This is a genomic window from Streptomyces rimosus (assembly GCF_008704655.1).
GTDB lineage: Bacteria > Actinomycetota > Actinomycetes > Streptomycetales > Streptomycetaceae > Streptomyces > Streptomyces rimosus.
Genome location: NZ_CP023688.1, coordinates 6,432,341 through 6,457,171 on the forward strand (window position 1 = coordinate 6,432,341; position 24,831 = coordinate 6,457,171).

Annotated in this window: 19 protein-coding genes and 1 pseudogene; 7 read left to right on the plus strand and 13 right to left on the minus strand. The window is 73.5% G+C overall.

Annotated elements, in window-relative coordinates; translation table 11 throughout:
• Positions 1-47: 47 nt before the first annotated feature.
• Positions 48-404 (minus strand): PucR family transcriptional regulator, encoded by a 357-nt coding sequence (locus CP984_RS27850; RefSeq protein WP_003985200.1) that lies wholly within the window; start codon positions 402-404, stop codon positions 48-50.
• Positions 405-609: 205 nt separating this feature from the next.
• Between CP984_RS27850 and CP984_RS42245 the strand changes: the two are divergent.
• The 4 genes and pseudogenes from CP984_RS42245 to CP984_RS27865 form a co-directional block, all read left to right on the plus strand.
• Positions 610-1,416: pseudogene (locus tag CP984_RS42245) on the plus strand (FAD binding domain-containing protein); the annotation flags it as partial.
• 234 nt (positions 1,417-1,650) lie between these two features.
• Positions 1,651-4,356: a molybdopterin-dependent oxidoreductase gene (locus CP984_RS27855; RefSeq protein WP_043978559.1), complete on the plus strand. Its 2,706-nt coding sequence runs from the start codon at positions 1,651-1,653 to the stop codon at positions 4,354-4,356.
• Between the two features lie 117 nt (positions 4,357-4,473).
• Entirely contained in the window at positions 4,474-4,860 is a 387-nt protein-coding gene (gene trxA, locus CP984_RS27860) for a thioredoxin (protein ID WP_030183116.1), read from the plus strand.
• Positions 4,853-5,449 carry a histidine phosphatase family protein gene (locus CP984_RS27865; RefSeq protein ID WP_003985203.1) on the plus strand — a complete coding sequence of 199 codons (597 nt, stop codon included), beginning with the start codon at positions 4,853-4,855 and terminating at the stop codon, positions 5,447-5,449. The genes trxA and CP984_RS27865 overlap by 8 nt, the downstream gene beginning before the upstream one ends.
• A 56-nt stretch (positions 5,450-5,505) precedes the next feature.
• Here CP984_RS27865 and CP984_RS27870 read toward each other — a convergent pair whose 3' ends face one another.
• Together CP984_RS27870 and CP984_RS27875 are read right to left on the minus strand one after the other, a co-directional pair.
• Complete coding sequence (locus CP984_RS27870) at positions 5,506-6,537, minus strand: rod shape-determining protein (protein ID WP_003985204.1); 1,032 nt, start codon at positions 6,535-6,537, stop codon at positions 5,506-5,508.
• 129 nt (positions 6,538-6,666) lie between these two features.
• On the minus strand, positions 6,667-7,671 hold the full coding sequence (locus CP984_RS27875; RefSeq protein ID WP_003985205.1) for a helix-turn-helix transcriptional regulator: 1,005 nt from the start codon (positions 7,669-7,671) through the stop codon (positions 6,667-6,669).
• 63 nt (positions 7,672-7,734) lie between these two features.
• Here CP984_RS27875 and CP984_RS27880 point away from each other — a divergent pair, with 63 nt between their 5' ends.
• A complete protein-coding gene (locus tag CP984_RS27880; protein ID WP_003985206.1) occupies positions 7,735-10,131 on the plus strand; it encodes an ATP-binding cassette domain-containing protein in 2,397 nt (798 codons plus the stop codon).
• Here CP984_RS27880 and CP984_RS27885 read toward each other — a convergent pair.
• From CP984_RS27885 to CP984_RS27925, 9 genes are all read right to left on the minus strand, one after another.
• Positions 10,111-10,839, minus strand: coding sequence for a hypothetical protein (locus CP984_RS27885; protein ID WP_003985207.1), 729 nt, complete (start codon positions 10,837-10,839; stop codon positions 10,111-10,113). The genes CP984_RS27880 and CP984_RS27885 overlap by 21 nt on opposite strands.
• Positions 10,840-10,901: 62 nt before the next feature.
• Positions 10,902-11,135: a Trm112 family protein gene (locus tag CP984_RS27890; protein ID WP_003985208.1), complete on the minus strand. Its 234-nt coding sequence runs from the start codon at positions 11,133-11,135 to the stop codon at positions 10,902-10,904.
• Positions 11,132-12,091: a DMT family transporter gene (locus CP984_RS27895; protein WP_003985209.1), complete on the minus strand. Its 960-nt coding sequence runs from the start codon at positions 12,089-12,091 to the stop codon at positions 11,132-11,134. Before CP984_RS27895 ends, CP984_RS27890 begins: the two co-directional genes overlap by 4 nt.
• A 4-nt stretch (positions 12,092-12,095) precedes the next feature.
• Positions 12,096-12,872 (minus strand): class I SAM-dependent methyltransferase, encoded by a 777-nt coding sequence (locus CP984_RS27900; protein ID WP_003985210.1) that lies wholly within the window; start codon positions 12,870-12,872, stop codon positions 12,096-12,098.
• 157 nt (positions 12,873-13,029) lie between these two features.
• Entirely contained in the window at positions 13,030-14,520 is a 1,491-nt protein-coding gene (locus CP984_RS27905; RefSeq protein WP_226048708.1) for a condensation protein, read from the minus strand.
• Entirely contained in the window at positions 14,517-19,061 is a 4,545-nt protein-coding gene (locus CP984_RS27910; protein WP_003979763.1) for an alpha-(1->3)-arabinofuranosyltransferase domain-containing protein, read from the minus strand. The genes CP984_RS27905 and CP984_RS27910 overlap by 4 nt, the downstream gene beginning before the upstream one ends.
• Positions 19,058-19,783 carry a class I SAM-dependent methyltransferase gene (locus CP984_RS27915; protein WP_003979762.1) on the minus strand — a complete coding sequence of 242 codons (726 nt, stop codon included), beginning with the start codon at positions 19,781-19,783 and terminating at the stop codon, positions 19,058-19,060. The genes CP984_RS27910 and CP984_RS27915 overlap by 4 nt, the downstream gene beginning before the upstream one ends.
• Before the next feature lie 7 nt (positions 19,784-19,790).
• On the minus strand, positions 19,791-21,023 hold the full coding sequence (locus CP984_RS27920) for a glycosyltransferase family 4 protein (RefSeq protein ID WP_003979761.1): 1,233 nt from the start codon (positions 21,021-21,023) through the stop codon (positions 19,791-19,793).
• A gap of 210 nt (positions 21,024-21,233) precedes the next feature.
• Positions 21,234-22,181: a DUF3068 domain-containing protein gene (locus CP984_RS27925; RefSeq protein WP_003979760.1), complete on the minus strand. Its 948-nt coding sequence runs from the start codon at positions 22,179-22,181 to the stop codon at positions 21,234-21,236.
• Positions 22,182-22,384: 203 nt separating this feature from the next.
• On the opposite strand from CP984_RS27925, the gene CP984_RS41465 reads away from it, so the two are divergent.
• The gene (locus CP984_RS41465; RefSeq protein ID WP_165417060.1) at positions 22,385-22,528 is read left to right on the plus strand and encodes a hypothetical protein; all 144 of its coding nucleotides are present in this window, start codon (positions 22,385-22,387) and stop codon (positions 22,526-22,528) included.
• Positions 22,529-22,542: 14 nt separating this feature from the next.
• Positions 22,543-23,778: a helix-turn-helix domain-containing protein gene (locus tag CP984_RS27930; RefSeq protein WP_003979758.1), complete on the plus strand. Its 1,236-nt coding sequence runs from the start codon at positions 22,543-22,545 to the stop codon at positions 23,776-23,778.
• Here the strand turns inward: CP984_RS27930 and CP984_RS27935 are convergent.
• Positions 23,744-24,760 carry a GntR family transcriptional regulator gene (locus tag CP984_RS27935; protein ID WP_003979757.1) on the minus strand — a complete coding sequence of 339 codons (1,017 nt, stop codon included), beginning with the start codon at positions 24,758-24,760 and terminating at the stop codon, positions 23,744-23,746. The genes CP984_RS27930 and CP984_RS27935 overlap by 35 nt on opposite strands.
• Positions 24,761-24,831: the final 71 nt, after the last annotated feature.

Here is a 24,831-nt window from a genome sequence, read left to right on the forward strand (position 1 = left end):
GCGGCCCTGGCGTGAGCTCGCCCCCGAACACGACATACCCGCCGCGCTTACGCCGCCCCCTCTCCCGCCCCCGCCCGGCAGAGCAGCGCCGCCCGTAGGTCGAGGCGGTGGGACAGGCGGGTGAGATCGCGGCCGGTGAGGTGTTCTATGCGCTGGATGCGGTAGCGGACGGTGTTGACGTGGAGGTGGAGGGCGGCGGCGGTGCGGGACCAGGAGGCGTCGTGGTGGAGGAACGTTTCCAGGGTGTGCAGCAGGGTGCCGGTCCGGTCGTGTTCGGGGAGGAGGGGGCGCAGGGTGCGGGCGCTGAAGACGGCGCGCACGTCGGCGGGGACGGCGGCGAGCAGCCGTTCGAGGGTGGCGGGGGCGGAGCCCTCCCCGGGTAGCGGCGGGGTGGTGTGCGGCATGGGACGTGCTCCTCGTACCGTCCCGGGCGCCGGGCCCGGGGCTTGGCCGTGCGCACTCACCAGGTGAGAGCGCGGAATCGCATCGTAAATGCCAGGGGATTGGGCGGGGTAGTCACGCTGATGCCAGGAAGGGTGGACCTACGGGGGGATGACTTTCCGTGCGTTGCGGCGGCCGTACGGAGGGCGTGCTTGTTTCACTCGGTGCATGGACCTGAATACGGTGCGGGAGGTCCGGGACGCCCGGGAACGGCCGGAATGGCGGCCGGGGGACGCCTGGCTCGGCGGCGGTACGTACCTCTTCTCCGAGCCGCAGCCCGGGGTGCGGCGGCTGCTGGATCTGGGCCGGACGGGCTGGGAGCCGCTGCGGTGGCGGCCGGACGGCACGCTGGAGATCGCGGCGACGTGCACCATCGCGGAGGTGTCCCGCTTCGGCCGGGGCCTCGGACGGCTGGCGGGGCCGCTCTTCGAGCAGTGCTGCCGCGCCTTCCTGGCCTCGTTCAAGATCTGGAACACGGCCACCGTCGGGGGAAACGTCTGCCTCGCGCTGCCTGCCGCCCCGATGGTCTCGCTGGCGGCGGCGCTGGACGGCAGTTGCCTGCTGCTGGCCCGCGACGGAACCGCCCGGCGGCTGCCGGTTATTGACCTTGTCGTCGGGGCTGGGCGCAACGCCCTGGCCGAAGGCGAATTGTTGCGCTCGGTCACGCTGCCGGCCCGAGCGCTGGAACGCCGTACGGCATTCCGGCAGACATCGCTGCACGGGCTCGGGCGCTCGGCCGCGCTGCTGATCGGGACGCGGGAGCCGCTGGACGGCGCGTTCACCCTGACGATCACCGCCGCCACCGTACGGCCGGTCCGGCTGCGCTTCCCGGCCCTCCCGGACGCCGGCGCCCTGCGGGCGGCGATCGGGCGGGCGGTGCCGGACGGCGGCTGGTTCGACGACGTCCACGGGCTGCCCGAGTGGCGGCGGCACATGACGTACCGGATGGGGGAGGAGATCCGGGAGGAGCTGGGGGCGCAGGTGGGCGGGAATGCGTTGGTCACGCTGGCGGGCGGGAGTGCGGTGGTCCCGCAGGCGACGCTCGGTCCGTCGCCGTCCCCACCCGCGCGCCCGCGCCCCGCCCCCTTCCGTACCGAAACAAACGGTGCTTCCACCCCCTTCCGTACCGCAGCCAACGACGCCCCCACCCCCTTCCGCACCGAAGTCAACGGCACCCCCACCCCCACCCCACCCCGCCCCGGCCAATGTCTGCGTACCTACCTGCGCGAGCGCGGCTGGTGCGGTGTCAAGAAGGGGTGTGACGCGGGGGACTGCGGGGCGTGCACGGTTCATGTGGACGGGGAGCCGGTGCACAGCTGCGTGTATCCGGCTCTGCGGGCCGACGGGCGGAAGGTCACCACGGTGGAAGGGCTGGCCGATCCGGTGAGCGGTCAACTGCACGCCGTGCAGCGGCGGTTCCTGGAGGCGCAGGGCTTTCAGTGCGGCTTCTGTACGGCAGGCTTTTTGATGACCACGGCGGCGCTCGACGCCGATCTGTCAGCCGACCTGCCGCGCGCGTTCAAGGGGAATCTGTGCCGTTGCACCGGCTATCGGGCCATCGAGGATGCCGTACGAGGTGTCCGGCATACGGAGGACGCGGCGGCGGGCTGCGGTGTCGGCCGTAACGTTCCCGCGCCCGGCGCTCCGGACGTGGTCACCGGCCGGGCGCGCTACACCTTCGACATCGACCTCGGTACCGCTGCCCTGCCCGGCCTGCTGCACATGAAGCTGCTGCGTTCGCCGCACGCCCACGCCCGGATCACCGCCATCGACACGCGCGCCGCGCTGCGCGTGCCCGGAGTGCACGCGGTTTTCACCCACCATGACGCGCCCGGCCGCCATTTCTCCACCGCCCAGCACGAGCACCCGGAGGACGACCCGTCCGACACCCGGCTCCTGGACGACACGGTGCGCCATGTGGGCCAGCGGGTCGCCGCGGTGGTCGCGGACAGTGAGGCGGCGGCGGAGGAGGGCTGCCGCCGGGTGGTGGTGACGTACGAGGTGCTGCCCGCGGTGCTGGACGCGGAGGAGGCCATGCGGCCGGGCGCCCCGGTCGTGCACGACAAGGGGGAGTGGGCGGGGATCGCGCGGCCCGGTGCCAATGTGGCGGGTGAGGTGCACGGGGAGACCGGTGACGTGGCGCGTGGGTTCGCGGCGGCCGATGTGGTGTACGAGGAGACCTTCCGAACGCAGCGGGCGCAGCACGCGAGCCTGGAGACGCACGGCGCGCTGGCGTACTTCGAGCCGGGGGAGAAGTCGGCGGGGCCGCAAGAGCGGCTGGTTGTCCGTACCAGTACTCAGGTGCCGTTTCTCGTGCGCCGTTCCCTCTGCGCGCTGCTGGACCTGCCGCCCGAGTCGGTACGCGTCGTCGCGGGGCGGGTCGGCGGTGCCTTCGGCGGCAAGCAGGAGCTCCTCGTCGAGGATGTCGTGGCGCTGGCGGCGCTGCGTACCGGGCGGCCGGTGAAGCTGGAGTTCACCCGCGAGGAGCAGTTCACAGGCGCTACCACTCGGCACCCGTTCACCGTACGGGTCAAGGTGGGGGCACGCCGGGACGGCACACTCACCGCGCTCCAGCTGTACGTGGTGTCCGACACCGGCGCGTACGGCAACCACGCCGGCAGCGTCCTGATGCACGGCTGCGGCGACGCCCTGGCCCTCTACCGCTGTCCCAACAAGAAGGCGGACGGTTTCGCCGCGTACACCCACACCGTCCCGGCCGGTGCCTTCCGCGGGTACGGGCTCGGGCAGGTCGTCTTCGCGCTGGAGAGCGCGCTGGACGAGCTGGCGCGGCAGCTGGGACTCGATCCGCTGGCGGTGCGGGAGCGCAATGTGGTGCGGCCCGGCGACGAGCTGGAGACGGTGGTCGGCGCGGAAAGCGACCTGCGTATCGGGAGTTACGGGCTGGACGCTTGCCTGGAGGTGCTGCGTGCGGCATCCGCGTCCCAAGGCGCCGGGGAGCCCGCCGCTCCGGACGGCTGGCTGGTGGGCGAGGGCAGTGCCCTGACGATGATCGCCGCAGGCGGGCCCGGCGGGCACTTCGCCGACGCCCGGATGACGCTGACCGCCGACGGCGCGTACGAACTGGCCGTCGGCACGACCGAATCCGGCAGCGGCGCCACCACGGCGCACCGCCAGCTCGCCGCCGCCGAACTGGGCATCGGCGAGGAGCGGATCACCGTACGGCAGGCCGACACCGATGCGGTCGGGCACGACACCGGGGTCTTCGGCTCGGCCGGGACCGTGGTGGCGGGCCGGGCCGTGGTGCGCGCGGCCCGGTCTCTGGCCGCGCTGATCCGGGAGCGGGCCACCCGTAACGGGCCTCTCACCGACCACGGGCCTCTCGCCGACCACGGCCCTCTCGCCGACCACGATCCTCTCACCAGCCACGGCCCCCTCACCGGCCACGGCCACGCCACCGGCACCCCCCGCACCGTCGCCTTCAACGCGCACTGGTTCCGTGTCGCGGTCGATCCGGACACCGGCGAGATCCGGATTCTGCGCAGCGTGCACGCGGCGGACGCGGGCACTGTGATCAATCCCATGCAGTGCCGGGGACAGATCGAGGGCGGGGTGGCCCAGGCCCTGGGATCGGCGCTGTCCGAGGACGTACGGCTGGACGGGCGCGGCCGGGTGCGTACCGCCGCGTTCCGCGAGTACCGGCTGCCCGCCTTCGCCGACGTGCCCCGTACCGAGGTACGGTGCACGCCGACCGCGGACACGATCGGTCCGGCGGGCGCGAAGTCCATGAGCGAGAGCCCCTTCAATCCGGTCGCGCCGGCCTTGGCCAACGCACTCCGCGATGCCACCGGGGTGCGCTTCACCCGGCTGCCGCTGACCCGGGACCGGGTGTGGCGGACCCTGGCCGGCGAGGCGTCCCGGAGGCCGTCGGACGGCCCGGGAAATTCGCATGGATAGGACGGCGTTTGCTGGGCAGGGGTGCGGGACGGTCCGGCGTGCGGAATAGGTGATGCGATGAACCCGTTACCGCAGCGGGACCGACAGCAGACCGGAACCGGAAGCAGGGAAGTACGCATGAGCACGGTAGAGCTCACCAAGGACAACTTCGACGACATCGTCTCCGGAAGCGATTTCGTCCTGATCGATTTCTGGGCCGAGTGGTGTGGTCCGTGCAAGCAGTTCGGCCCGGTCTTCGAGCGTTCGTCCGAGAAGAACGACGACCTGGTCTACGCCAAGGTGGACACCGAGGCGCAGCCCGAGCTGGCCGCCGCCTTCCAGATCCAGTCGATCCCGACGCTGATGATCGTCCGCGAGAACATCGCGGTGTTCTCGCAGCCGGGCGCGCTGCCGGAGGCCGCACTGGAGGACGTCATCGGCCAGGCCCGCAACCTGGACATGGACGAGGTGCGCGCCTCCGTGGAGGAGGCCCAGAAGCAGGACGGGCAGGCCGCCGGTGAATGATCTGCTCCTGATCCGCCACGGCGAGACGGAGTGGAGCAGGTCGGGGCAGCACACCAGCTGGACCGACCTGCCGCTCACCGCCCGCGGTGAGGAGCAGGCCCGCTCCCTGCGGCCGGTCCTGGCGGACCGGAAGATCGGCGCGGTGCTCAGCAGCCCGCTCCAGCGGGCCCGCCACACCGCCGAGCTGGCCGGACTCCCGGCCCCGCGGGTCGACGCCGATCTGAGCGAGTGGGACTACGGCGGGTACGAGGGCATCTCCACCGACGAGATCCACCGCACCCGCCCCGACTGGTTCCTGTTCACCGACGGCGTGGCCGCCGGGCCGCCGGAGCACCCGGGCGAGTCGCCCGAGCAGGTCGGCGCGCGTGCCGACCGGGTGCTGGCCCGTATCGAGGAGCTGCTGCGTACGGCCGACGGCGACGTGGTGCTGGTCGGCCACGGGCACTTCCAGCGCGTGCTGACGGCCCGTCGGCTGGGGCTGCCTGCCTCGGCGGGCGCGCTGTTCACCTTCGAGACGGGCACGGTGGGCGTACTCGGCGAGGAGCACGGGCGGCCCGCGGTGGTGGGCTGGAACACCCGGACGCTGTAGGCGGGGCGGGCGCGCCTTCGCACGTGCGCCCCCGAGGGCGCGCCCGGCGCGCCCGCTCAGGTCGCCATCGGATCGAGGTGCAGGGGCTCCACCTTGCCCTCGATCATGTCGCCCAGCCCCAGCACCGCGCAGGTGTCCGGCCGCTCCGCGATGTGCACCGGCATGGTCGTGGCCTGCCGGATCATCGACTGGAGGCCGGGGATCAGCGCGCTGCCGCCCGCCAGCATGATGCCGCGCTCGCCCAGGTCCGCCACCAGGTCCGGCGGGCAGCGGCGCAGCACCGACCCGATCCCGTCCAGGATGCCGGTCAGCGGTGAGGCGATGGCGCGCCGGACCGGCTCGGTCTCCACCATGACCGAGCGGGCCAGCCCGCTCACCACGTCCCGGCCGTGCACCTCGGTCGGGCCCGCCACCAGGTCGCCGTCGCCGGAGAGCATCAGGTGCAGCGGCCGTACGGACTGGCCCGGCAGCATCAGCTTGTGATGCAGCCTCAGGTGCTGCACCACCGCGTGGTCGATGGCGTTGCCGCCCACCGGGACGGTCTCCGCCGCGACGATCGAGCCGAGCGAGAGCACTGCGATCTGCGTGGTGCCCGCGCCGCACACCACGATCATGGTGGCTTCCGGCTGCTCCACCGGCAGATCGCAGCCGACCGCCGCCGCGACCAGGGTATCCACCATCTCCACCCGGCGGGCGCCGATCCCGTTCAGGGTCTCCACCGCGGCCCGCTGGGCCAGCGGTTCACTGCCGTACGGCAGGCAGATCGCGGCCCGCATGGTGGGTCTGCGCCGCCACGCCTTGCGCAGCTTGTCGTCCACCAGGTTGCGCAGCAGCCGCTGCGCCATGTCGATGTCCACGACGGTGCCGCCGGAGACCGGGCGCACCACGCGGATATGGTCCGGCGTGCGGCCGTCCATCACCTCCGCGTGGTCCCCGACGGCGATCAGCGCGCCGGTGCGGATGTTGACGGCCGCGACGGTCGGCTGGTTCACCACCACGCCCTGGTTCTTGACGTACATCCGGGTGCGGGCTTCGCCCAGGTCGACGGCGACCGAGCAACGGTGCAGCTGGGCCAGGCTGGCGGTCATGGAGGGGGCCTCCCCGAGGAGCGTTCGTCGGTACGGGACGAGCGGCCGTGGGAGGCCACTCGAAAGCCATCGTGTGCCGACGGGCCGTCAGGTGCGCGCTGGGAGGGTCCGGTTGGGGGACGCCCGTGGTCACGGTTCCTGGCCGCGGGGCTCCGGGGTGCCGTACGAGGCGTCCACGAGGCGGGTGCCGAGGTCGCGCAAGTAGGCGATCAGTTCCGGCGGTTCGTGCACCTCGAAGGGGACGCCGAGGAAGCCCAGCCGGTACGCGAGCCAGTCCAGCGCGTCACCGCCCGTCCGCAGCAGGCAGGAGCCCGGCGTGAGCGGTTCCAGGAGGCCGGTGCCGGCGGGGAGGCGGCGGGCGGCGTCCTCCAGGGGCGTGCACAGGGTGACCAGCGCCCGGTACCGGGCGCGATGGCTGACGATGGACTCGGCGACGAACGCGGCGGCGTCCGGGGTGGGCGGGCGCCGGTCCGGTACGCAGCGGGCACCGGTGGCCCGCGGCGCGCCGATCCGGTCGGCCCGGAAGGTACGCCAGTCGGCGCGGTCCAGGTCGTACGCGACCAGATACCACCGGCGATCCGCGCTGACCAGGCGATACGGCTCGGCGTGCCGCTTGCTGGGGGCGCCGTCCGCCGCGGCGTACGCGAAGCGGACCCGCTCGCGGCGGCGGCACGCGGTGGCCAGGGCGGTCAGTACGGCGGGGTCGGTGACCGGGGCGTCGCCGCCGCCGGTGAGCAGGCCGTACAGCGGGACGGTGGCCTCCTGGAGGGCGGTCACCCGGTCCCGCAGCCGGGCGGGCAGCACCTGCTCCAGCTTGGCCAGGGCCCGTACGGAGGTCTCCGCCACGTCGGCGAGCGTGCCGCCCGCTGCGGCGTGCAGGCCGACCGCGATGGCGACGGCCTCCTCGTCGTCCAGGAGGAGCGGCGGCATGGCGGTGCCGGAGGCGAGGCGGTAGCCGCCGATGGCGCCGAGGGCCGCGTCCACGGGATAGCCCAGGCCGCGCAGCCGGTCGATGTCGCGGCGGACCGTGCGGGGGCTGACGCCCAGCCGGTCGGCCAGCTCGGTGCCGGTCCGCTCGCGGCCGGTCTGCAGCAGCGTGAGGAGCTTCAGGAGGCGGGCCGGGGTGTCGCTCATGCCGTCCAGGGTGCCGCAGAAAGCGGCCGGGTTCTGACCTAATTCGTTCCTAGCGTGGCCGGTATGGGAGCAGAGCACGCCGACCGAAGCACGAGTACCGCCGGCGCTACTGGCACCGCCGACACCACGGCCACCACAGGGATCGACTGCATCACCATCACCGGAGCTCGCGAGCACAACCTCAAGGACGTGGACATCCGGATCCCCAAGGGGCGGATCACGGTCTTCACCGGGGTGTCCGGTTCGGGGAAGTCCTCGGTGGTCTTCGACACCGTGGCGGTGGAGTCGCAGCGCCAGCTGAACGAGACCTACACCTGGTACGTACGCAACCAGCTGCCCAAACACGAACGGCCCAAGGCCGACACCATCGAGCGACTCACCCCGGCGATCGTCGTGGACCAGCGGCCCGTCGGGGGCGGCGCCCGCTCCACCGTCGGCACGATGACCGACATCCACGCCGTCCTGCGGGTGCTGTTCTCGCGCTGCGGCACACCGTCCGCCGGCGAGGCCACCGCGTACTCCTTCAACGACCCCGCCGGAATGTGCCCCGAGTGCGCCGGGCTGGGCCGTACCACCCGTATCGACCTGGACCGGTTCCTGGACACCGGCCGCTCCCTCAACGAGGGCGCGATCCGCTTCCCGCCGCTCGCCGTCGGCACCGCGGGCTGGCAGATCTACGCCACCTCGGGCCTCTTCGACCCGGACGAGCCGCTGGACCGGTACGGGCCCGAGGAGTGGGACCTGCTGCTGTACGGCAAGGGCTTCAAGGTCAAGCGCGGTGAGCGCGCCTACAACAACACGTACGAGGGACTGGTCGAGCACTTCGACCGGCGGTACGTGAAGCGGGGTCTGGAGGCGCTCCCCGAGAAGACCAGGGAGATGGTGCGCGCCTTCGTCAAGGACGGCACCTGCCCGCGGTGCCGGGGCGGCCGGCTGACCGAGGCGGCGCTGAAGTCGCAGGTCGCCGGGCTGACCATTGCCGAGATGGCAGCCCTGGAGGTCACCGAGCTGAGCGCGGTCCTCCGGGGCATCGACCCGGCCGACGACCCGGTCGGCGCGGTCATCGCGGCCCGGGCCGTCACCGCGCTGGACCGGCTGACGGACATCGGCCTCGGCTACCTCAGCCTCGACCGGCCGACCGACACGCTGTCCGGAGGTGAGGGGCAGCGGCTGAAGACGGTGCGCCACCTCGGCAGCAGCCTGACGGGCATGACGTACATCTTCGACGAGCCGAGCACCGGGCTGCACCCCAGCGACGTGCGACGGCTCAACGACCTGCTGATACGGCTGCGCGACAAGGGCAACACCGTGCTCGTCGTGGAGCACGACCGGGACGTGATCGCCATCGCCGACCATGTGGTGGACATGGGCCCGGGAGCCGGGACACAGGGTGGCGAGGTGGTCTTCGCAGGGACGGTGCGCGGGCTGGCGGCGGCCGACACGCCGACGGGTCGGGGGCTGCGCCGGGTGACGGGCGTGAAGGAGGACCCCCGTACGCCCGGCGGCTGGCTGACCGTACGGGACGTGACGCTGCACAACCTGAAAGGCGTGGACTTCTCCGTACCCACCGGGGTGCTCACGGTGGTCACGGGCGTGGCGGGCTCCGGCAAGAGCACGCTGGTGTCCGGGGCGTTCGTGGGCGCGCATCCGGAGGCGGTCGTGGTGGACCAGTCGGCGATCGGGGTGTCCGCGCGGTCCACACCGGCCACGTACCTCGGAGTGATGGACGCGGTACGGACACTGTTCGCGCGGGCGAACGGCGTGCGGGCGGGGCTGTTCAGCTTCAACTCGGCCGGGGCGTGCGAAGTGTGCCGGGGGCGCGGGGAGATCCACACGGACCTGGCGTACCTCGATCCGGTGACCACGACCTGTGAGGCGTGCCGGGGGCGGCGCTTCAAGGACGAGGTGCTCGGGCTGACCCTGGGCGGCCGGTCGATAGCGGACGTATTGGAGATGACGGGGACGGAGGCGAGGGAGTTCTTCAGTGGCGCGGGCGGTGCCGGGCCGGTGGCCGACGCCGCAGAAGTGCTCACGATGGTGCGCAAGTTGGGTGCACTGGTCGAGGTCGGGCTCGGCTATCTGACGCTCGGGCAGTCGGTGTCGTCCCTGTCCGGCGGCGAGCGGCAGCGGCTCAAGCTGGCCACCCGGCTGCACCGTACGGGGAGCCTGTACGTGCTGGACGAGCCGACGACCGGGCTGCACATGGCCGATGTCGACGGGCTGCTGGACCTGCTGGACCGGCTGGTGGACGGCGGCAACACCGTCCTGGTGATCGAGCACGACCTGGACGTGGTGAAGCGGGCGGACTGGGTGGTCGACCTGGGGCCCGGCGGCGGCCGGCGGGGCGGGGAGATCGTGTTCGCCGGGACGCCGCGCGAACTGGTGGCCGCGCGCGGCTCGGCGACCGCCGCATGCCTGCGGGCCTCACTGCGTGGGACGCTACTCGATGGTGCGCTGTAGCAGGCCCCACGTGAACTCCGCGACGGTGGCGCGCCGTTCGCCCTGCGCGTCGGGCGCGGTGAAGGCGAGCCGCCAGCGGGTGGGGGCGGTGCCCTCCATGGGGCGGGCCGGGGCGAAGGCGCGGGCCACCTCGTCGACCGTGCAGGACCAGGGGACGAGGTCGTCGGTCGTGCGCAGGTCGGGGCCGGGGGCGCCCGGCGCCCGGACGAGCCACGCGTTCCACGCGGTGCCCTGCGGGCCGGTCAGCACCTCGAAGCGCAGGTCGGGCCAGAGCGGTACGGGCCAGGTCAGCGCCTCGCAGGTCAGGTCGCCGATACGGCGGGTGGTGACGGACTCGGGGCGGCCGAGCAGCGAGCGGTAGCGTCCCACCGCGCCGCGTGAGCGCGGCGAGTGGGCCCATGCCTGCCAGCGGCGGTTGGCCTCCCGCAGGTCCGCACGCGAGGCGCCGAGCGTACGCAGCGCGTCCTCGACCAGGCCGGGCTGGTGGTCGGCCATCCGGCGCAGCAGGACGAGCTGGAAGGCGAGGGGGCCGTCGGTGGGTGCGTCCGGGCTGTTGTCGGGGCCGCCGCCGGATGCGTTGACGGGGTCGCCGGATGCGTCGCCGGGGCCGTTGGGGCTGTTGCCGGGGCGGTCGCCGGGTCCGCTGCCGGGGCCGTCGCCGGGTCCGTCGGAAGATCCGTTGTCAGTGGTCGGGTCCATGATGGACATGGTCGCGGATCCGGCGGGGCCGACGGGTGCGGACGGGGCTTGCCAGGACTCGCGGCGGCTCGTCACGGCTCGTCGGACGGCCGTTCGTCCGGGGGGAGGCGGCGCAGGATGGCTTCGTGTTCGGTTTCGGTGACCTGTTCACCGGAGGAGGGGAGGAGCTGCGGGATGGTGTCGATGATCGGGTAACGGCGGCGCAGGCGGGGGTTGTAGAGCACGTCGTCCGGCAGGAGCAGGGACAGCGGCCCCTTGTCGATCGGACAGACGAGGATCTTCAGCAGCGGGTCGTCGGGTTTCACGGGTCGGCTCCTTGGGAGGGGGCGGAGGGCTCCGGCTCCGAGGCCGGGTGTTGTTCCGGGGGCGGCGCCGAGGCGTCGGTGTCCTGGCGGGGCAGGGCGAGCAGGACGAGTACGGCCATCGCGGTGCCGCCCAGGCGCAGCGCCAGGCGCAGGGGGTCGGCGGGCAGCGGCTCGCCGAAGGCGACGGTGCCGCAGGCGGCCGTGAACACACAGGTGACGGTGGTGCACACGGGGACGATCAAGGAGGCACGGCAGCGCTGGAGCGCGGTCTGCGACAGCACCAGGCCGACCGCGCCGGTGAAGAGCAGCAGATACGGATACGGGGAGGTGAACAGGGCACGGACGGCGCCCGCCGGGTCGCGCGCGTCCAGCAGTCCGGAGACGCCCTTGATGGCGAGCGAGCTGACGCCGTAGAGCAGGCCGACGGCCACACCGTAGGGGACGCCCGAGGACGGCTGCCGGTGGCGGCGCTTGGCGCGCCGCTCGGCGGAGCCGTACAGCCACAGGCCCGCAGCCAGCGAGGGCAGGGCGATGGCCAGCAGGGTGCCGGTGGGGGCGGTGCGGGTGACCGTGCTCGCGCCGCTGCCCTGGAGCGATCCGACGACCATGCCCAGCGCGAGCAGGATCGCCAGGATGCCGCGCCGCTCCCGGCCGCTGGTGCGCTCGCCGAGGAAGACGGAGGACAGGAGGAGCAGCAGGACCAGTCCGGAGACGAAGATGCCCTGCGCGGCGGCGATGGGGAGGGTGCGGTAGACCGCGAGCTGGGCGGCGAAGCCGGCGGCGAGGGCCAGCGAGCCGCCGAGCCACAGCGGGCTGCTCAGCAGGTGGCGGACCAGCCGGGCGGGCTGCCGGGTGCTGAGCGCGGGCAGCCCGGACAGGGCGCGCTTCTCCAGCACGAAGCCGGTGCTGTACAGGACGTTGGCGAGCAGCGCGGACGCCACGCCCCACCACAGCATCGCCCTACTCCCTTCTCCGGCGGGCATGGACGAGCAGGATGGAGGCCAGTGACGGCAGGTGGCAGGCGGCGCGGTCCACAGGCCGCAGCGGACGCGGCACGTCGTGGTACGGCGCGCCCGCGATCCGTACGACCTCGAAGCCGCAGGCCGCCAGGAAGCCGCGCAGCGCGCGGGCGGTGTAGAGGCGCAGATGGCCGACGACCTGGGTGCCGGGCCGGCCGTGGATGCCTCGCATGCTCACCTCCGAGAAGACGGGCTGGACCCCCGCGAGCAGCAGCCCGCGGTTGTACCAGGCGGCGAGATTGGGGGTGGAGAGCATCAGGTGACCTCCGGGACGCAGCACCCGGCGCAGTTCGTCCAGGGCCGCGTCGGGGTCGACGAGGTGCTCGATGACCTCGCTGAAGAGCACGGCGTCGGCGGCGCCGTCCGCGAACGGCAGCCCGGCATTGCCCAGTTCACCGCGCACGACGTACGGGATGCGGGCCGCGGCGCGGCACAGCGCGTCCTGCGACCAGTCGACGCCGACGATGCGGTGACCGGGCAGGGCGGCGGACGCGGTGGCGGCGGCGCTTCCGTCACCGCAGCCGATGTCCAGAACGGTGCCCGGGCGCGCCCCGGCGCGTACCGGCCCCAGGGCACGGGCCAGCATCAGCGCCTGCCGCCGGCTGCGCTCGGCACCGGACGCGACGGGCACGGCGGGGTTCTCGTAGAACTCCCGCAGGCCGTCCGGACGGGCCGGTGCGGCACGGCCCTTCGGGGCAATGGCCGACCACCGGGTCATGGCGCGCCTCCCGCGGCCTCGGGCGACCGCGAAGTGGCCGCGGGTGATCGGGCGAAGGGGGCGCCCAGGCGAGTGCCGGCCGCGTCGTCGAACTCCCGCAGACCGCCCGGTGGAGGCTGCGCGGCGCGGCTCTCCGGGATGGCGGTCGGCTGTCGGTTCACGGCTGGTTTCCTTGCCGTCGGGCGTCTTCCTCGGCTCGCGGTGCGTCCCCTTCGGCCTCCGGTGACCACGATGTGGCCGCGAGGGTCCGGGCGAAGAGGGTGCCCAGGCGGGTACCGGCCGCGTCGTCGAGGAGTGCGTGTGACCAGCGCAGCGCGAGTTGGATGCGGCCGCCGACGGAGACGGTGGTGACGGTCAGGCCGCGTGGTGTCCGGGCCGGGGCCGAGAACCATACGGCGGTGGGCCGGCCCGCGTCGCCGAAGTCGAGGGGGTAGGGGATGCGGCCGATGTTGGAGAGCAGTGTGGTGGAGGCCAGGGGCGCGGCGGCCGTACGCAGCGCCCGCGTCAGCGCGCCGCGCAGTCCGACCGGCAGCACGGGGGCAGTCAACAGGGTCGCGCCAAGCCCGAGTTGAGAGCCCGGTGCGGACTTCAGGGAGCGGGTGCGGGCGGCGGTGCGCCGCAGCAGCCGGGCGACCGCTGCGGGGTCGGGCGGGTCGGCCGTGAGCAGTTCGGCGTCCTGCCGCTCCTCCGGCCCGAAGCCGACCGAGACCAGGCGGGTGCCGTTGCCGATGGGCATGTCCGTGCCGCGCGGGCGGTCGTCCACCGGCATCGTGACGACGACGGGGGCGCTCGGCCGCCCGTGGAGGCGGTTCCAGCGGGCCACCATCAGGCAGGTGGCGACGAGGAGTTGATCGTTGACGGTGTAGGCGGCGACGCCGTTGGTGCGGGGCGGGCGGGCCGGGACCGGCAGTTCGGTGATGAGCATGCCGTTGCCGGTGGTGTGCCGGGCGCCGCCCCGCCTGACCGCGCGGGGCCCGCGGTCCCCGGCGATCCGTACGGGCCGGGCCAGCCGGTGCCCGCCGAGCGGCGGCGCTGTGTCCTGCGGCCCGTCGGCCGCGGCGGGCCCGGCCGCGCGTACGGGCGGCGGCGCGGGGGAGTTGTCGGCGCCGCCGTAGAGCTGGGCGGCGGTGGCCAGCACCCGCATGCAGGCCGGGCCGTCGAGGGCCGTGTGGTTGATGGTGATGAGCAGAACGGTTCCGCCACTGTCACCGCTCTCCTCGGCCCCACGGTCGATGACCTCCAGCCGCACTGGCGGCGACGCATCCAGCGGCGGCAGCTCGGTCAGTGCCCGCCCCCTGGCCAGGTCGAGCGCGTCCGGGCCGGGCGGCGGGAAGACGACCGGGTCCGCGTCCGGGACGCCGGTCAGCTCCCACTCGTACCGCCGCTGCCACCACCGGTACGGGGCCTGGCGCATCAGGATGCGGGGGTGCCGGCACAGCGCTTCCCGGAACGCCGCCCGCAGCCGGCCGGGGTCCGGCTTCCCGGGCAGGTGCACCTCGATGTGCACGGTTTCCGGTTCGTCGGCCGTGAGGCAGTGCCGGGTGATCTCGTCCACCACCGGGAACGGGATGCGCTGTACGGTCCGTTCCGCCGCCCCGGGTGGCCCGTTCCCGGCCGGTTCCTGCCGTGCGGGCTGGAGTGCGGTCATCGGGTGGGTTCCTCCCCAGGTCGGTTCGAAGGGGCTGTCGGGTCTGATGAAGCTGGCGGGTCTGATGGGGCTGGCCGTTCTGATGGGGCCGGTGGCGCGGCGTCCGGCGAGGCGGTATCCGGTGGCGCGGCGTCCGACGGTGCGACATCCGGCGATTCGCCGTCCGACCCCCCGGTACGCCGCCGTCGGCGCGGCAACGGCGGCAGGGTTCTCCGCTTCCGCGTACCCGCCTCCCTCTCCCGGGCCTCCGACTCCCCCTCCCGGGATGCCGCCTCCCCCTCCCGGCCCCCCGCATCCGGCTCCGCCACCAGCGACTCCCCACCCGCACTCGCCCCCGCGCCCGCCCCCACCGGCGCCGCGGCCACAGCCGGTCCCCCCTCCGGCTCCGCCCCCGCCCCCGCACGCACCCCACGCCGCACCTTCCCGGCAGGCACCGTCACCACCGCCGCCACCAGCCCCAACAGGGCCAGCCCCTGGGCAACAGCGCTGAACGGCCCGTCACCGTCGGCAGGGGACTCGCCTGCGCCGAGGGCCGCCGTGATTCCGGCCCCCAGCATGGCCAGCAGCGCCAGCGGTACGAGCAGCCCGTGGCGGAACCGGGCCACCAGGGCCAGCAGCGGCACGATCACCGCGTACGGCCCGGAGGCGAGGGCCACGACCACGGTGAGGGCGACGACTCCCAGCACCCAGGACGGCGCGGGCGGGGCCTGCGGCTCCGGTGGGGTGCGCCGTGTCCGGCGTACCAGGGCGGAGCCGATGAGCAGCGCGATGCCGAGCGCGCCGCCGAACAGCCCCAGGTCGTACGTGGTGGACGGCGCGTACGTCAGCCGCACCATGCCGCTTTCGCCCGCCGGGATCAGGAATCCCTGCTGCCATCCGTCGAGGCGCACGGGCGACAGTTCGCGCCCGTTGAGCGTCGCGCGCCACCCGGCGTTGGCGTTCTCGTACGTCTGGAGGTAGGCGGCCCCGCCCGCGCTCACCTGGACCGTGCGGCGGTCGCCCGCCCAGTCCCGCGCGGTGACGGTCCGCCGTTCGGTGGCGGGCGCGGGGGCGCTGCCCCGGCTGAGGGTGACGTCCGTCAGCGCCAGCGGGCCCTGGTCGCCGGCTTCCACCCGGTGCTGTCCGGACGGCAGGTCCAGCCGTCCGTCGCGTGCCTCGCCCGCGCACAGTTCGACCTTGACCGGTCGGCGTTCGGTCAGATCACGTACGGAACCGGACGCCTTGGTGGCGTGCAGTGTGCCGTCCACGGCGAGCGGCGGTCCCTGGCCGCAGGCGAGCGAGAACCGCTCGCCCGCGGAGGGCGGCGGCGTCCGCAGGTCGTCCAGGGCGGGGATGTAGACCTCGCTCAGGCCGACGGGCAGTTGCAGGGCCTCGCCCACCACCGGGTTGTGGACGGTGAGGTCCTTGACCTTGCTGATGGTGATGTCGAGCTGGTCGGTGGTGATGGGGTCGAAGCGGGCCCAGCCGTTCTCGTCCACCCCGGTGGTCGCCGCCCCGTCGGGCGAGTTGATGAGGATTTCTTCGGGGCGGGTGGAAACGCCGCCCGCCGCGGCGAGCACGATCCGGTCGATGCTGCGCTTGCCGGGCCAGCGCAGGTGCAGTGTCGCTTTGTCGCCAGCGATCCAGGCGGTGGTCAGGTCGCCGTCGACCAGGTTGCGGGGGCTGAGCTGAGGGCCGGAGCCGAAGGCGGTGGAGTCGGCGGTCGCCGTGATCCGGTTCTTCTTTCCGGGCGTCACCCGGTCCAGCAGCTGGTCGAGTTCGGGGCCCGGTACGGCCACCGCCCGGCCGGAGACCTGGTACGACCCGCCCGTACCGGTACGGAACTGCCGGTGCAGACCCACCTCGGCGGAGACCGGCGACAGGCCGCCGGGGTCGCTGCCGCGGTGCAGCGAGTACGTGGCGGCCGGGGACGTCGACTTCTCGGCGTCCGCCGGGAGTTGCAGCAGCCGGGTGACCTGCACGCCCGGGATGGACACCTCGGAGAAGCCCGCGCCGGACAGCCCGGCGCGCGGCGTCTGCGACGCGGTGATGGTGATCTTCAGCCACTTCGCGGTGCCGCCCGGTGCCCAGATCCGCTGCTTCTGGCCGTTGGTCAGCAGCGGGGTGGCCACACTGCCCCGGTCGGTCTGGACGAGCACGGAGGTCGGCGCCGCGCGCATCCCGTCGCCGGGCAGCGGCGTCAGCGAGATCGTGGACGGTATGTACGTGGGCCGGGTGAAGCCGATGCGCAGCCACTGGCCCACCGGATTGCCCGCGCTGCCCTCCGCCCAGCCCGTCTTCGGATCGCCGTCGAAGGCGTGCACCGGGTCGTACTGCGGCAGGTGGAAGAGCCAGTTGCCGCTGCTGGACGCGGTGACGGAGGCGGCGCCGCGCAGCACCCCGGTGGTCTGGTGCGCGATGCCCTCGGTCGGCAGGATCTGCCGGGGCTCGCGCCCGGGATCCTGCAGGCTGTCCGGGTGATTTCGCTCGCCGGGCGTGTACGTGTAGGACGTGTTGGAGTTGACCAGCCCGAACCGGGTGTCGGCACGGCGCAGCCCGTCGCCGGTCAGCTGGAGCGGCGGGGTGCCGACGCCCGGGTGGTTGTCGCCGGTCAGCACGGCCGGACGGTGCCGCAGCGTGGGGTCGGCGGACAGCGGGAGCAGCGCCTCCGGCCCCCCGCTGACCTGCGCTGTGTCGGCGACCGGCAGGGCGGTGACCGGGCCGGGCCGCGGGGTGCCCACCGGTTCGTAGATCTCCACGGAGCGCTGGCGCGGGTAGAGGCCCTGGATCTGCACCGGCGTGCCGGGGGCGATCTTCCCGTCGGTGGTCGGTGCCCCGAAGGCGGCCACTTTCCGGTAACCGGACGCCTCCAGGGTGCGTTTGACGGTCTGCGTCGGCACGTATCCGATCTGGTCGGGGTCGAGATCGTTGCGTACGACCACGTCGTACAGCCCCGCCCGGCCCAGGAAGTCGCGCAGCCCCGGCACCTCCGAGCCGGACATCAGGGCCTGCTCGACGGCGTCCAGCGCACGCCGCACGCCCGGCGTGCCGAACGGCACGAAGTCCCGCTGCGCCCAGCGGGATGCGGCCAGCACGTCCAGGGGGTGGTCGATGGGGGAGCCCCACGTGTAGATGCCGTGCGCGGTGGCGGGGACGACGAGGGCGCGGTTGTCGGGGGTGTTCGCCTTGAGCCAGTCGGCGGTGCGCTCCCAGGCGGACGGCAGCTTCTTGAAGGCGCCCGGCTGGAGGACGGTGCCGTTGAGGTACGGAAGGGCCAGGGCGGGGAGCGTCAGCAACGCGACCAGTAGGGGCACGTATTGCCGCCCCGGTACGCGCCGGGTGCCGCGCCGTTCGGCGGCCACGCCGAGAATGTGGGCGAGGCCGTAGGCGAGCGCCAGGGCCAGGCCGGGCTGGAACTTGTAGATGTTGCGGAACGGCCGCAGCCAGCCGTCCAGCCAGTCCTGCCACAGCCCGTGGAACGGGCCACCCAGCGAACCGGCGTACCCGGTCAGGCAGATACCGGCCACCACCAGCACGGTCAGCAGCAGCCAGCGCCGCTCCGGCACGTCCCGGCGGGCCAGCCCGGCCAGGCCCAGCGCGGCGGCCAGCGCTGTTCCGAGGACCGCGCCGGCCCCGGCCACCAGGGTCCAGCCGGCGGGCAGCCACGGTTCGCCGAAGTTCAGGTAGCCGACCCAGTTGCCGGCGCCGCGCAGCAACTCGGTCGCCGACATGGTGCCGGTGGTGGTGGTCGCCTGCTCGATGTACGGCATGAAGTTCTCGCCGTACACCCCGAGCAGCAGCAGCGGCACCGCCCACCACGCGGTCGCCAGGACGACGCCGGGAATCCACCACACCAGCAGTGACCTGCGCCGGGGCCCGGTGCGCGAGAGCACGTACAGCAGGACGGGCAGCAGCGAGGCCAGTGTCGAGGCCGCGTTGACGCCGCCCATGAAGGGGATGAGCAGCGCGGAGCGGGTGGCGGCCAGGCGGGCCGGGGTGCGGTGGCTGGTGAGCGGCAGCAGGACCCACGGCAGCAGCGCGCCGGGCAGCGCCGCGGCGGACGTGGAGCCGATGAGCATGGTGAAGGTCGGCCACAGCGCGTACGCGGCGGCGGCGAGCAGCCGGGACGGCGGGGAGCCGACGCGCAGCCGCTCGGCCAGCCGCAGCGCGCCCCAGAACGCGGTGGTGACGATCAGCGACATCCACAGCCGCTCGGCGATCCACACCGGCAGGTGCACCAGGTCGGCGAGGGCGTAGTACGGCAGGGACGGGAAGGCGTAGCCGACGTACTGGTCCGTGATGCCGCCGAAGCCCGCCCGGTCGTGCCACAGCTGCCCCAGATCGCTCAGGAACTTCCAGGGGTCGGTGGTCACGCCCAGCTTGGTCTCGAAGGTCATCTTCCCGAAGGAGGGCACCAGGAAGAGCACGAAGGCCAGGGCCCAGAACGCCAGCAGCCAGCGCCGGGACCGGGGCGGTCCGGGCGGCGGCGCGCCCGGCGCGGCCGCCGGGGTGCCGCCGGCGTCAGGCGAACCCGGTGAGCTGGACACGAGCGTCTGGGTCATGGCAACCGCCGCAGGATGAGAAGGAGGTTCCAGGTGGCCACTTCCCGGACGACCGGCAGGCGCGGGATCGTTTCGGCGAGGAACGGCGCGTACCGGGAGCGGGCCGTCACGATCCGTACGTCGTCGCGGGAGCGGATGTGCCGAAGGGTCGGGCCGACGTGCAGGGCGAAGAGGTTCTCGCCCAGGGTGTGTTTTGCGGTCCGGCCGGTGCGCCACCGGTAGAGCGTGCGGGCCCGCCCGGCGCCCAGGTAATGCCAGGGTGCCGTCTCGTGTCCACCCCACGGGGAGAGCCAGTTGGTGAACGAGAGGTAGATCAGGCCACCGGGCCTGGTGACCCGCACCAGTTCGCTCAGGAAGGTGCGCGGGTCCGCCACGTGCTCCAGGACGTTGGACGAGAAGCACACGTCGGCGGCGCCGTCGGCCAGCGGGAGGAGGTAGCCGTCGGCGAGCACCGCGCCCGCGGGGATGCGCCCGCGGGCGGTCAGCTCGCGCCGGTCCGGCTCGAAGAGGTAGCTCTGCGCGCCGCGGCGCCGGAACTCCTCGGTGAAGTGCCCGCTGCCACCGCCGATGTCCGCGACGACGCGGCCTTCCAGCGGCTCGTACCGTTCGATCTGGTCGGCGGCGTCCCGCGCCAGCAGGCCGTAACAGTGCTCGGGGTCGTGCTGTTCGCGCAGGAAGGCGCGGAAAAGGGTGAGTGATCTGCGCAGGGAAGGGTCCCGCACCTCAGCATCACCGCCCGGCGGGGCGGTCGAGGTGGGCCCGGTCGTACGACTCGGCCGCCACCGCGCGGAAGCTGCGCACCGTGGCGCTCCACCGGAACCGGGCGGCCCGGCGCGCGGCGGCGGCGCCCAGGGCGTGCCGGCGCGCGCCGCTGAGCGCGAGCGTGCACCAGTGCGCGGCGAAGGAACTCTCGCCGCGCGCCAGCAGCCCGGTCGTTCCGTCGTCCACCGAGTCGCGCAGGCCCGGGATGTCGAAGCCGACCGTCGGGGTGTGCCGGGCGGCGGCCTCCATGACCACCAGGCCCCAGCCCTCGACCAGCGACGGATGCAGCAACAGCCAGGCGCGGCACAGCAGTTCGTGCTTGTCCTGCTCGCTGATCCGGCCGGTGAAGTGCACGCCGGGCCCGGCCATGGCTGCCAGCCGGGCGCGCTCCGGGCCGTCCCCGACGATCACCAGCCGGCCGCCGGTGACCGGCCGCACCCGCTCCCACAGGCGCAGCAGCAGATCGACGCGCTTGTACTCGACCAGCCGGCCCATGGCCAGGAACAGCGGCTCGGGCGACTCCGGGAGCAGCGGCCCCGGCTCCGCCACGCCGTTGTGCACCAGCCGGATACGGTCGCGTGCCACGCCGAGCCCGCGCAGCGCGGCGGCGGTCGAGCCGGACACCGCGACCATGAGGTTGCCGCGGTGGGCGCCGGCCAGCGCCCAGTGCTCCAGGCGGCGGCCGAGCCGGGCGGCGGGCGCCGGGTAGCGCAGGCCCCACAGGTCCGTGTGGACGTGGTTGACCAGGCACAGCGTCGGGCCGCGGTGCCACAGGGGAGCCAGGTACGGCATGCCGTTGCAGACCTCGACCAGCAGGTCGCAGGGGCCGACACGGCGGGCGAGCCGGCGGCGGACGCGCAGGAAGTGCCCGGCGTCGCCGCCGGCCGAGACCACGCGGTAGCCATGGTCGGCCGCGGGGCCGCCACACAGCAGGGTGACCTCGTGGCCGTGCGCGGTCAGGCCCTCGGCGATGCGGTCGACGAGCAGTTCGGAGCCGCCGGCGGCAGGGTTGCCGAGGTCGCGGCGGGCGAGGAAGACGATGCGGTGGGGGAGTGCGGGGGTGTGGTGTGCGGACGGGGCGGGTGGTGCCGCGGCAGCGGGGGGTGCCGGTGGTGCGGGCGGTGCGGAACGTGCTGGTGCGGGCGGTGCCGGACGTGCGAGCGGTGCGGCGGACGAGGACGGTCGTACGTGCTGGGGCATGTGCGCTCCAACTCGTCTCAGGGTGCGGTACCAGTGGTGTGGGGGGATGTACTGCGTACTGAGCCGTGCGGACCTGCCGGCCGTGGGACAGCGTCGTGGGACATCGGTGGGTGAGCTGGATAGTTTTCGCCGCCCTGTTCGATGCGGCTACTCACCGGGATGACAATTTCCGCGCCTCTTCGACCTGACGCCTCATCACTTCGCGCAGGATCAGCTGAACCGCCGCCTCCCCCGCACCACCAGCACCACGCCGAAGAGCGTCAATCCGCCGCCCGCCACCGCCGCCACGACCGGCGCCGTCTCGCCGACCCGCGCCAGCTTGGTGCTGTCCGCGTCCGCCAGCGCCACCTGCCTGCGCTGCGTCGCCGGGGTGAACTCCAGGCCGTCGCCGCGCAGCAGGGTCACCGCGTCGGTCTGCGCGCCGGGGGCCCGCAGCGTCTTGTGCGGGGAGATGGACGCGTTGATGATCCGGCCGGTACGCCGGTCGACGACCAGCTCGATACGTTGGTTCGCGTACCACTCCTCGGCCTGGACCTGGCCCTGCGCCGGCCGTCCCACCAGCCGCCCCGGCACCTGCCGGCTGCCCGTCCTGGTGGGCTCGACGGTCCCGGTGAAGCGGTAGCCCTCGTACCCCTGCACCCGCGTGACGCCCGCGAAGCGGAGCGGGACCGCGGCGCCCAGCGTGTTGTCCCACCAGCGGTAGGTCCGGCGCTGCACGTCGAAGGGGAACTTCAGGTACGCCTCACCCTCGAAGCGGGTCGGCGCCTCCTCGCAGCAGTGCACCGGGGCGTTGGTGCGCCGGTCGGTCACCCAGCGCTCGACCGTCCACTGGAACGCCTTGCGCGGGTCCCGCAGCTCCAGCGTCACCGGTGTGTCCACGGTCGTGGACACGTCCCACACGGCCCGCCCGCTGCGCTCGCTCTCCGCCACGTCGCCCAGCACATGCCGGGTGATGGTGATCTTCTGCTGGTTCCTGGTGCGCAGGGCCCCGGTGTCGAAGTAGCTGCCGGTACCGGTGAAGACGGTGGTCACATCGACGTCCACCGGGGTGCGCTGGGCGCGCGGCGCCACGTACCAGGCGAGCATCGGCGCGAGCACCAGCAGGAAGACGCCGAGTCCCAGCAGGACCAGGGAAAAGGGCGAGGCGGTCTTACGCATACGAGCACTCCTGAGGGCGGCGGGGGCAGTGCGCGTGCGGCGTGGCGGTGGTCCGGGTGAACGGGCGGGAACCGTAGGCGACTGCTTGACATGCCGTCAATGCCCCCACACACTCGGCAGGCACCGCGGCCGTCCGCGGACCGGGCCGGACCGGTGCGCCGCGCCACCCTCGACGTACCCGCCACGAAGGGGCCCGCCGCGCCATGCACAGACTGCTCGCCGCCGTACTGACCTCGCTGGCCGCCGCCGCCCTCGCCGTGGGCGCCGCCCTCGGCATCGTCGCCGCCCTCGACGCCACGCCGGAGCAGCCGAACGTGCCCCTGGTGACCTTCGGCCGGACGCCGTAGAGGAGGGCGCAGGCGTGGTGGAGACCGTCCGCTCGGCGTGGCGCGACGTACCCCCGGCGCAGGTACGGGAGTTCGCCGCCCGCGCCCTCGACGAGGTCCCGGCGCTCGCCCAGCGCATTCTGGCCGAGATCCGCCGCGAGTATCCGCAGCTCCCGCTCGCCCTGGACGAGTACGGCGAGCCGCGCGCCCTGACCGGAATCCGGCAGTCCCTGGAGTACTTCGTCCAGCACATGTCCGCCGGCCTGGACCTGCCGCACGTCCACCCGCGGATCTTCCAAGAGTTCGGCCGCGGCGCGGGCATCCAGGGGCGCAGCCTGGACGCCCTCCAGGCGATCTACCGGCTGGGCGTACGGCTGGCCTGGCGGCGCCTGGCCGAGATCGGCCAGCAGGTGGCGATCCCGGCCCCCGCCATGTACGAACTGGCCGAATCCGGCTTCGAGTACCTGGACGGGCTGGTGGCCGAATCCGTACGCGGCTTCGCCGAGGCGGCGGCCCGCCAGGCGGGCGAGCGGCTGCGGCACCAACGGCGCCTCATGGACCAGCTGTTCGCCGCCGGTACCCGCGCGCACACGGCGTCCGCGCTCACCGACCGCGCCGCCCGCATCGGCTGGGCACTGCCCGGACAGGTCGCGGTTGCCGTACTGCTGCGCCCGGCCCGCGAATCCGTCGCCCCCGCCGTCGGTACGGACGTCCTGCTGGACATGGAGTGCGAGCGGCCCCGCATGGTGGTGCCGGAACCGGACGCCGCCGGGCGCCGGGAGCTGCTCCAGCGCGCTACGGCCGGGTGGTCGGGCGCGCTCGGCCCGGCCGTACCCCTGGCCGACGCGGCCAAGTCCCTGCGCTGGGCGAGCGCCGCCGTCGACCTGATGGAGCGCGGCCTGCTGCCCGCCGGGCAGCTGCTGCACTGCACCGAGCACACCGAGGCGCTGGTACTGCTGCCGCCGGAAGAGCTGATCGAGGACCTGACCCGACGGCGGCTGGAACCCTTGGCGCACTGCGGCCCGACTCACGGCCGCCGCCTGGCCGAAACCCTGCTCGCCTGGCTGGAGACGCGCGGCGGCGCGCCTGAGGTGGCGGCCCGGCTCGGCGTCCACCCGCAGACCGTGCGCTACCGGCTGCGCCAGATACGGGAGCTGTGGGGTGACGAGGTGGATAATCCGGATCGTCGCTTCGAGCTGGAACTGGTGTTGCGAGCGCGGCGGTTGCGCGGCGAGCTCAGTGTGCCGGGTCGTCCTTCCTGCCCTCGATGAACACCTCGTAGCCGTCGAGCAGCCGGGCCATACCGAACTCGAACATCGCGTCCAGCCGCAGCATCCCCTCGCCGTCCATGTCGTTGATCCCCTCGTACATGGGGAACGACCCGGACCTGAGAATCCGCTCGTACTCCGGCCCCAGCGACTCCATCCACTGCTCCGCGTCCATGCCGGTCCGCTGCTCGGCCTCCAGGTCCTCCTCCAGGGCGACCGCCGTGCCGCGTACGTGGTTGATCAGCGTCAGGGCCAGCCGCAGCTTGGTGAGCGGGTCGAACCGCGTCACCGTGGCCATGGTCCACTCGATGACGACCATCGCGTGCGGCATCGGCTGCGGGCGGGTGAGCGACAGGTACTGGGCCACCCAGGGGTGCCGCTGGTACAGCTTCCACTGGAGCCGGGCCCCGGCCTCCATCCGCGCGCGCCAGTGCCGGGGCGCCGGGTCCGGCAGTTCGATCTCGGCGAAGGTGGCGTCGGCCATCAGCTTGACCAGCTCGTCCTTGTTCGCCACATGGCGGTAGAGCGCCATCGAGGACACGCCGAACTCGGCGGCGACACGGCGCATCGACAGCGCGCGCAGTCCCTCGGCGTCGGCGATCCGGATGCCGGTCCGGATGATGCGGGCGCGGCTCAGGCCGGGGGCCTGCGGAGAGGGTCGGCCAGGAGCGGCCGGGGTGTGCCGTGGGCTGCTGCCGGGATCACCGATGGCCCGAGTCCGGGGCGCGGGCGCGTCGTCCGCGCGTATTCCGCCGGCGGTCACCACCGTCCCCACGCCCGGCACGGCCCGTACCAGCCCCTCCTGGCGCAGCGTCGTCAGCACCTTGGTCGCGGTCGCCATCGCCACGCCCCACTCCCGGGTGATCCGCCGCGTCGAGGGCACACGGTCGCCCTCGGCCAGCTCCCCGCGCTCGATGCGCCGCCGGATCTCCGCGACGATCCGGCGGTACGGGGGCGGGGGCGAAGACGGGTTCCGACGGTCCACGGCGGCATCCTCCGTACTAGTGCACCAGGGGTCTGTGCGGCTTACGGTACCGCCCTGACGCGGAGGTGCAC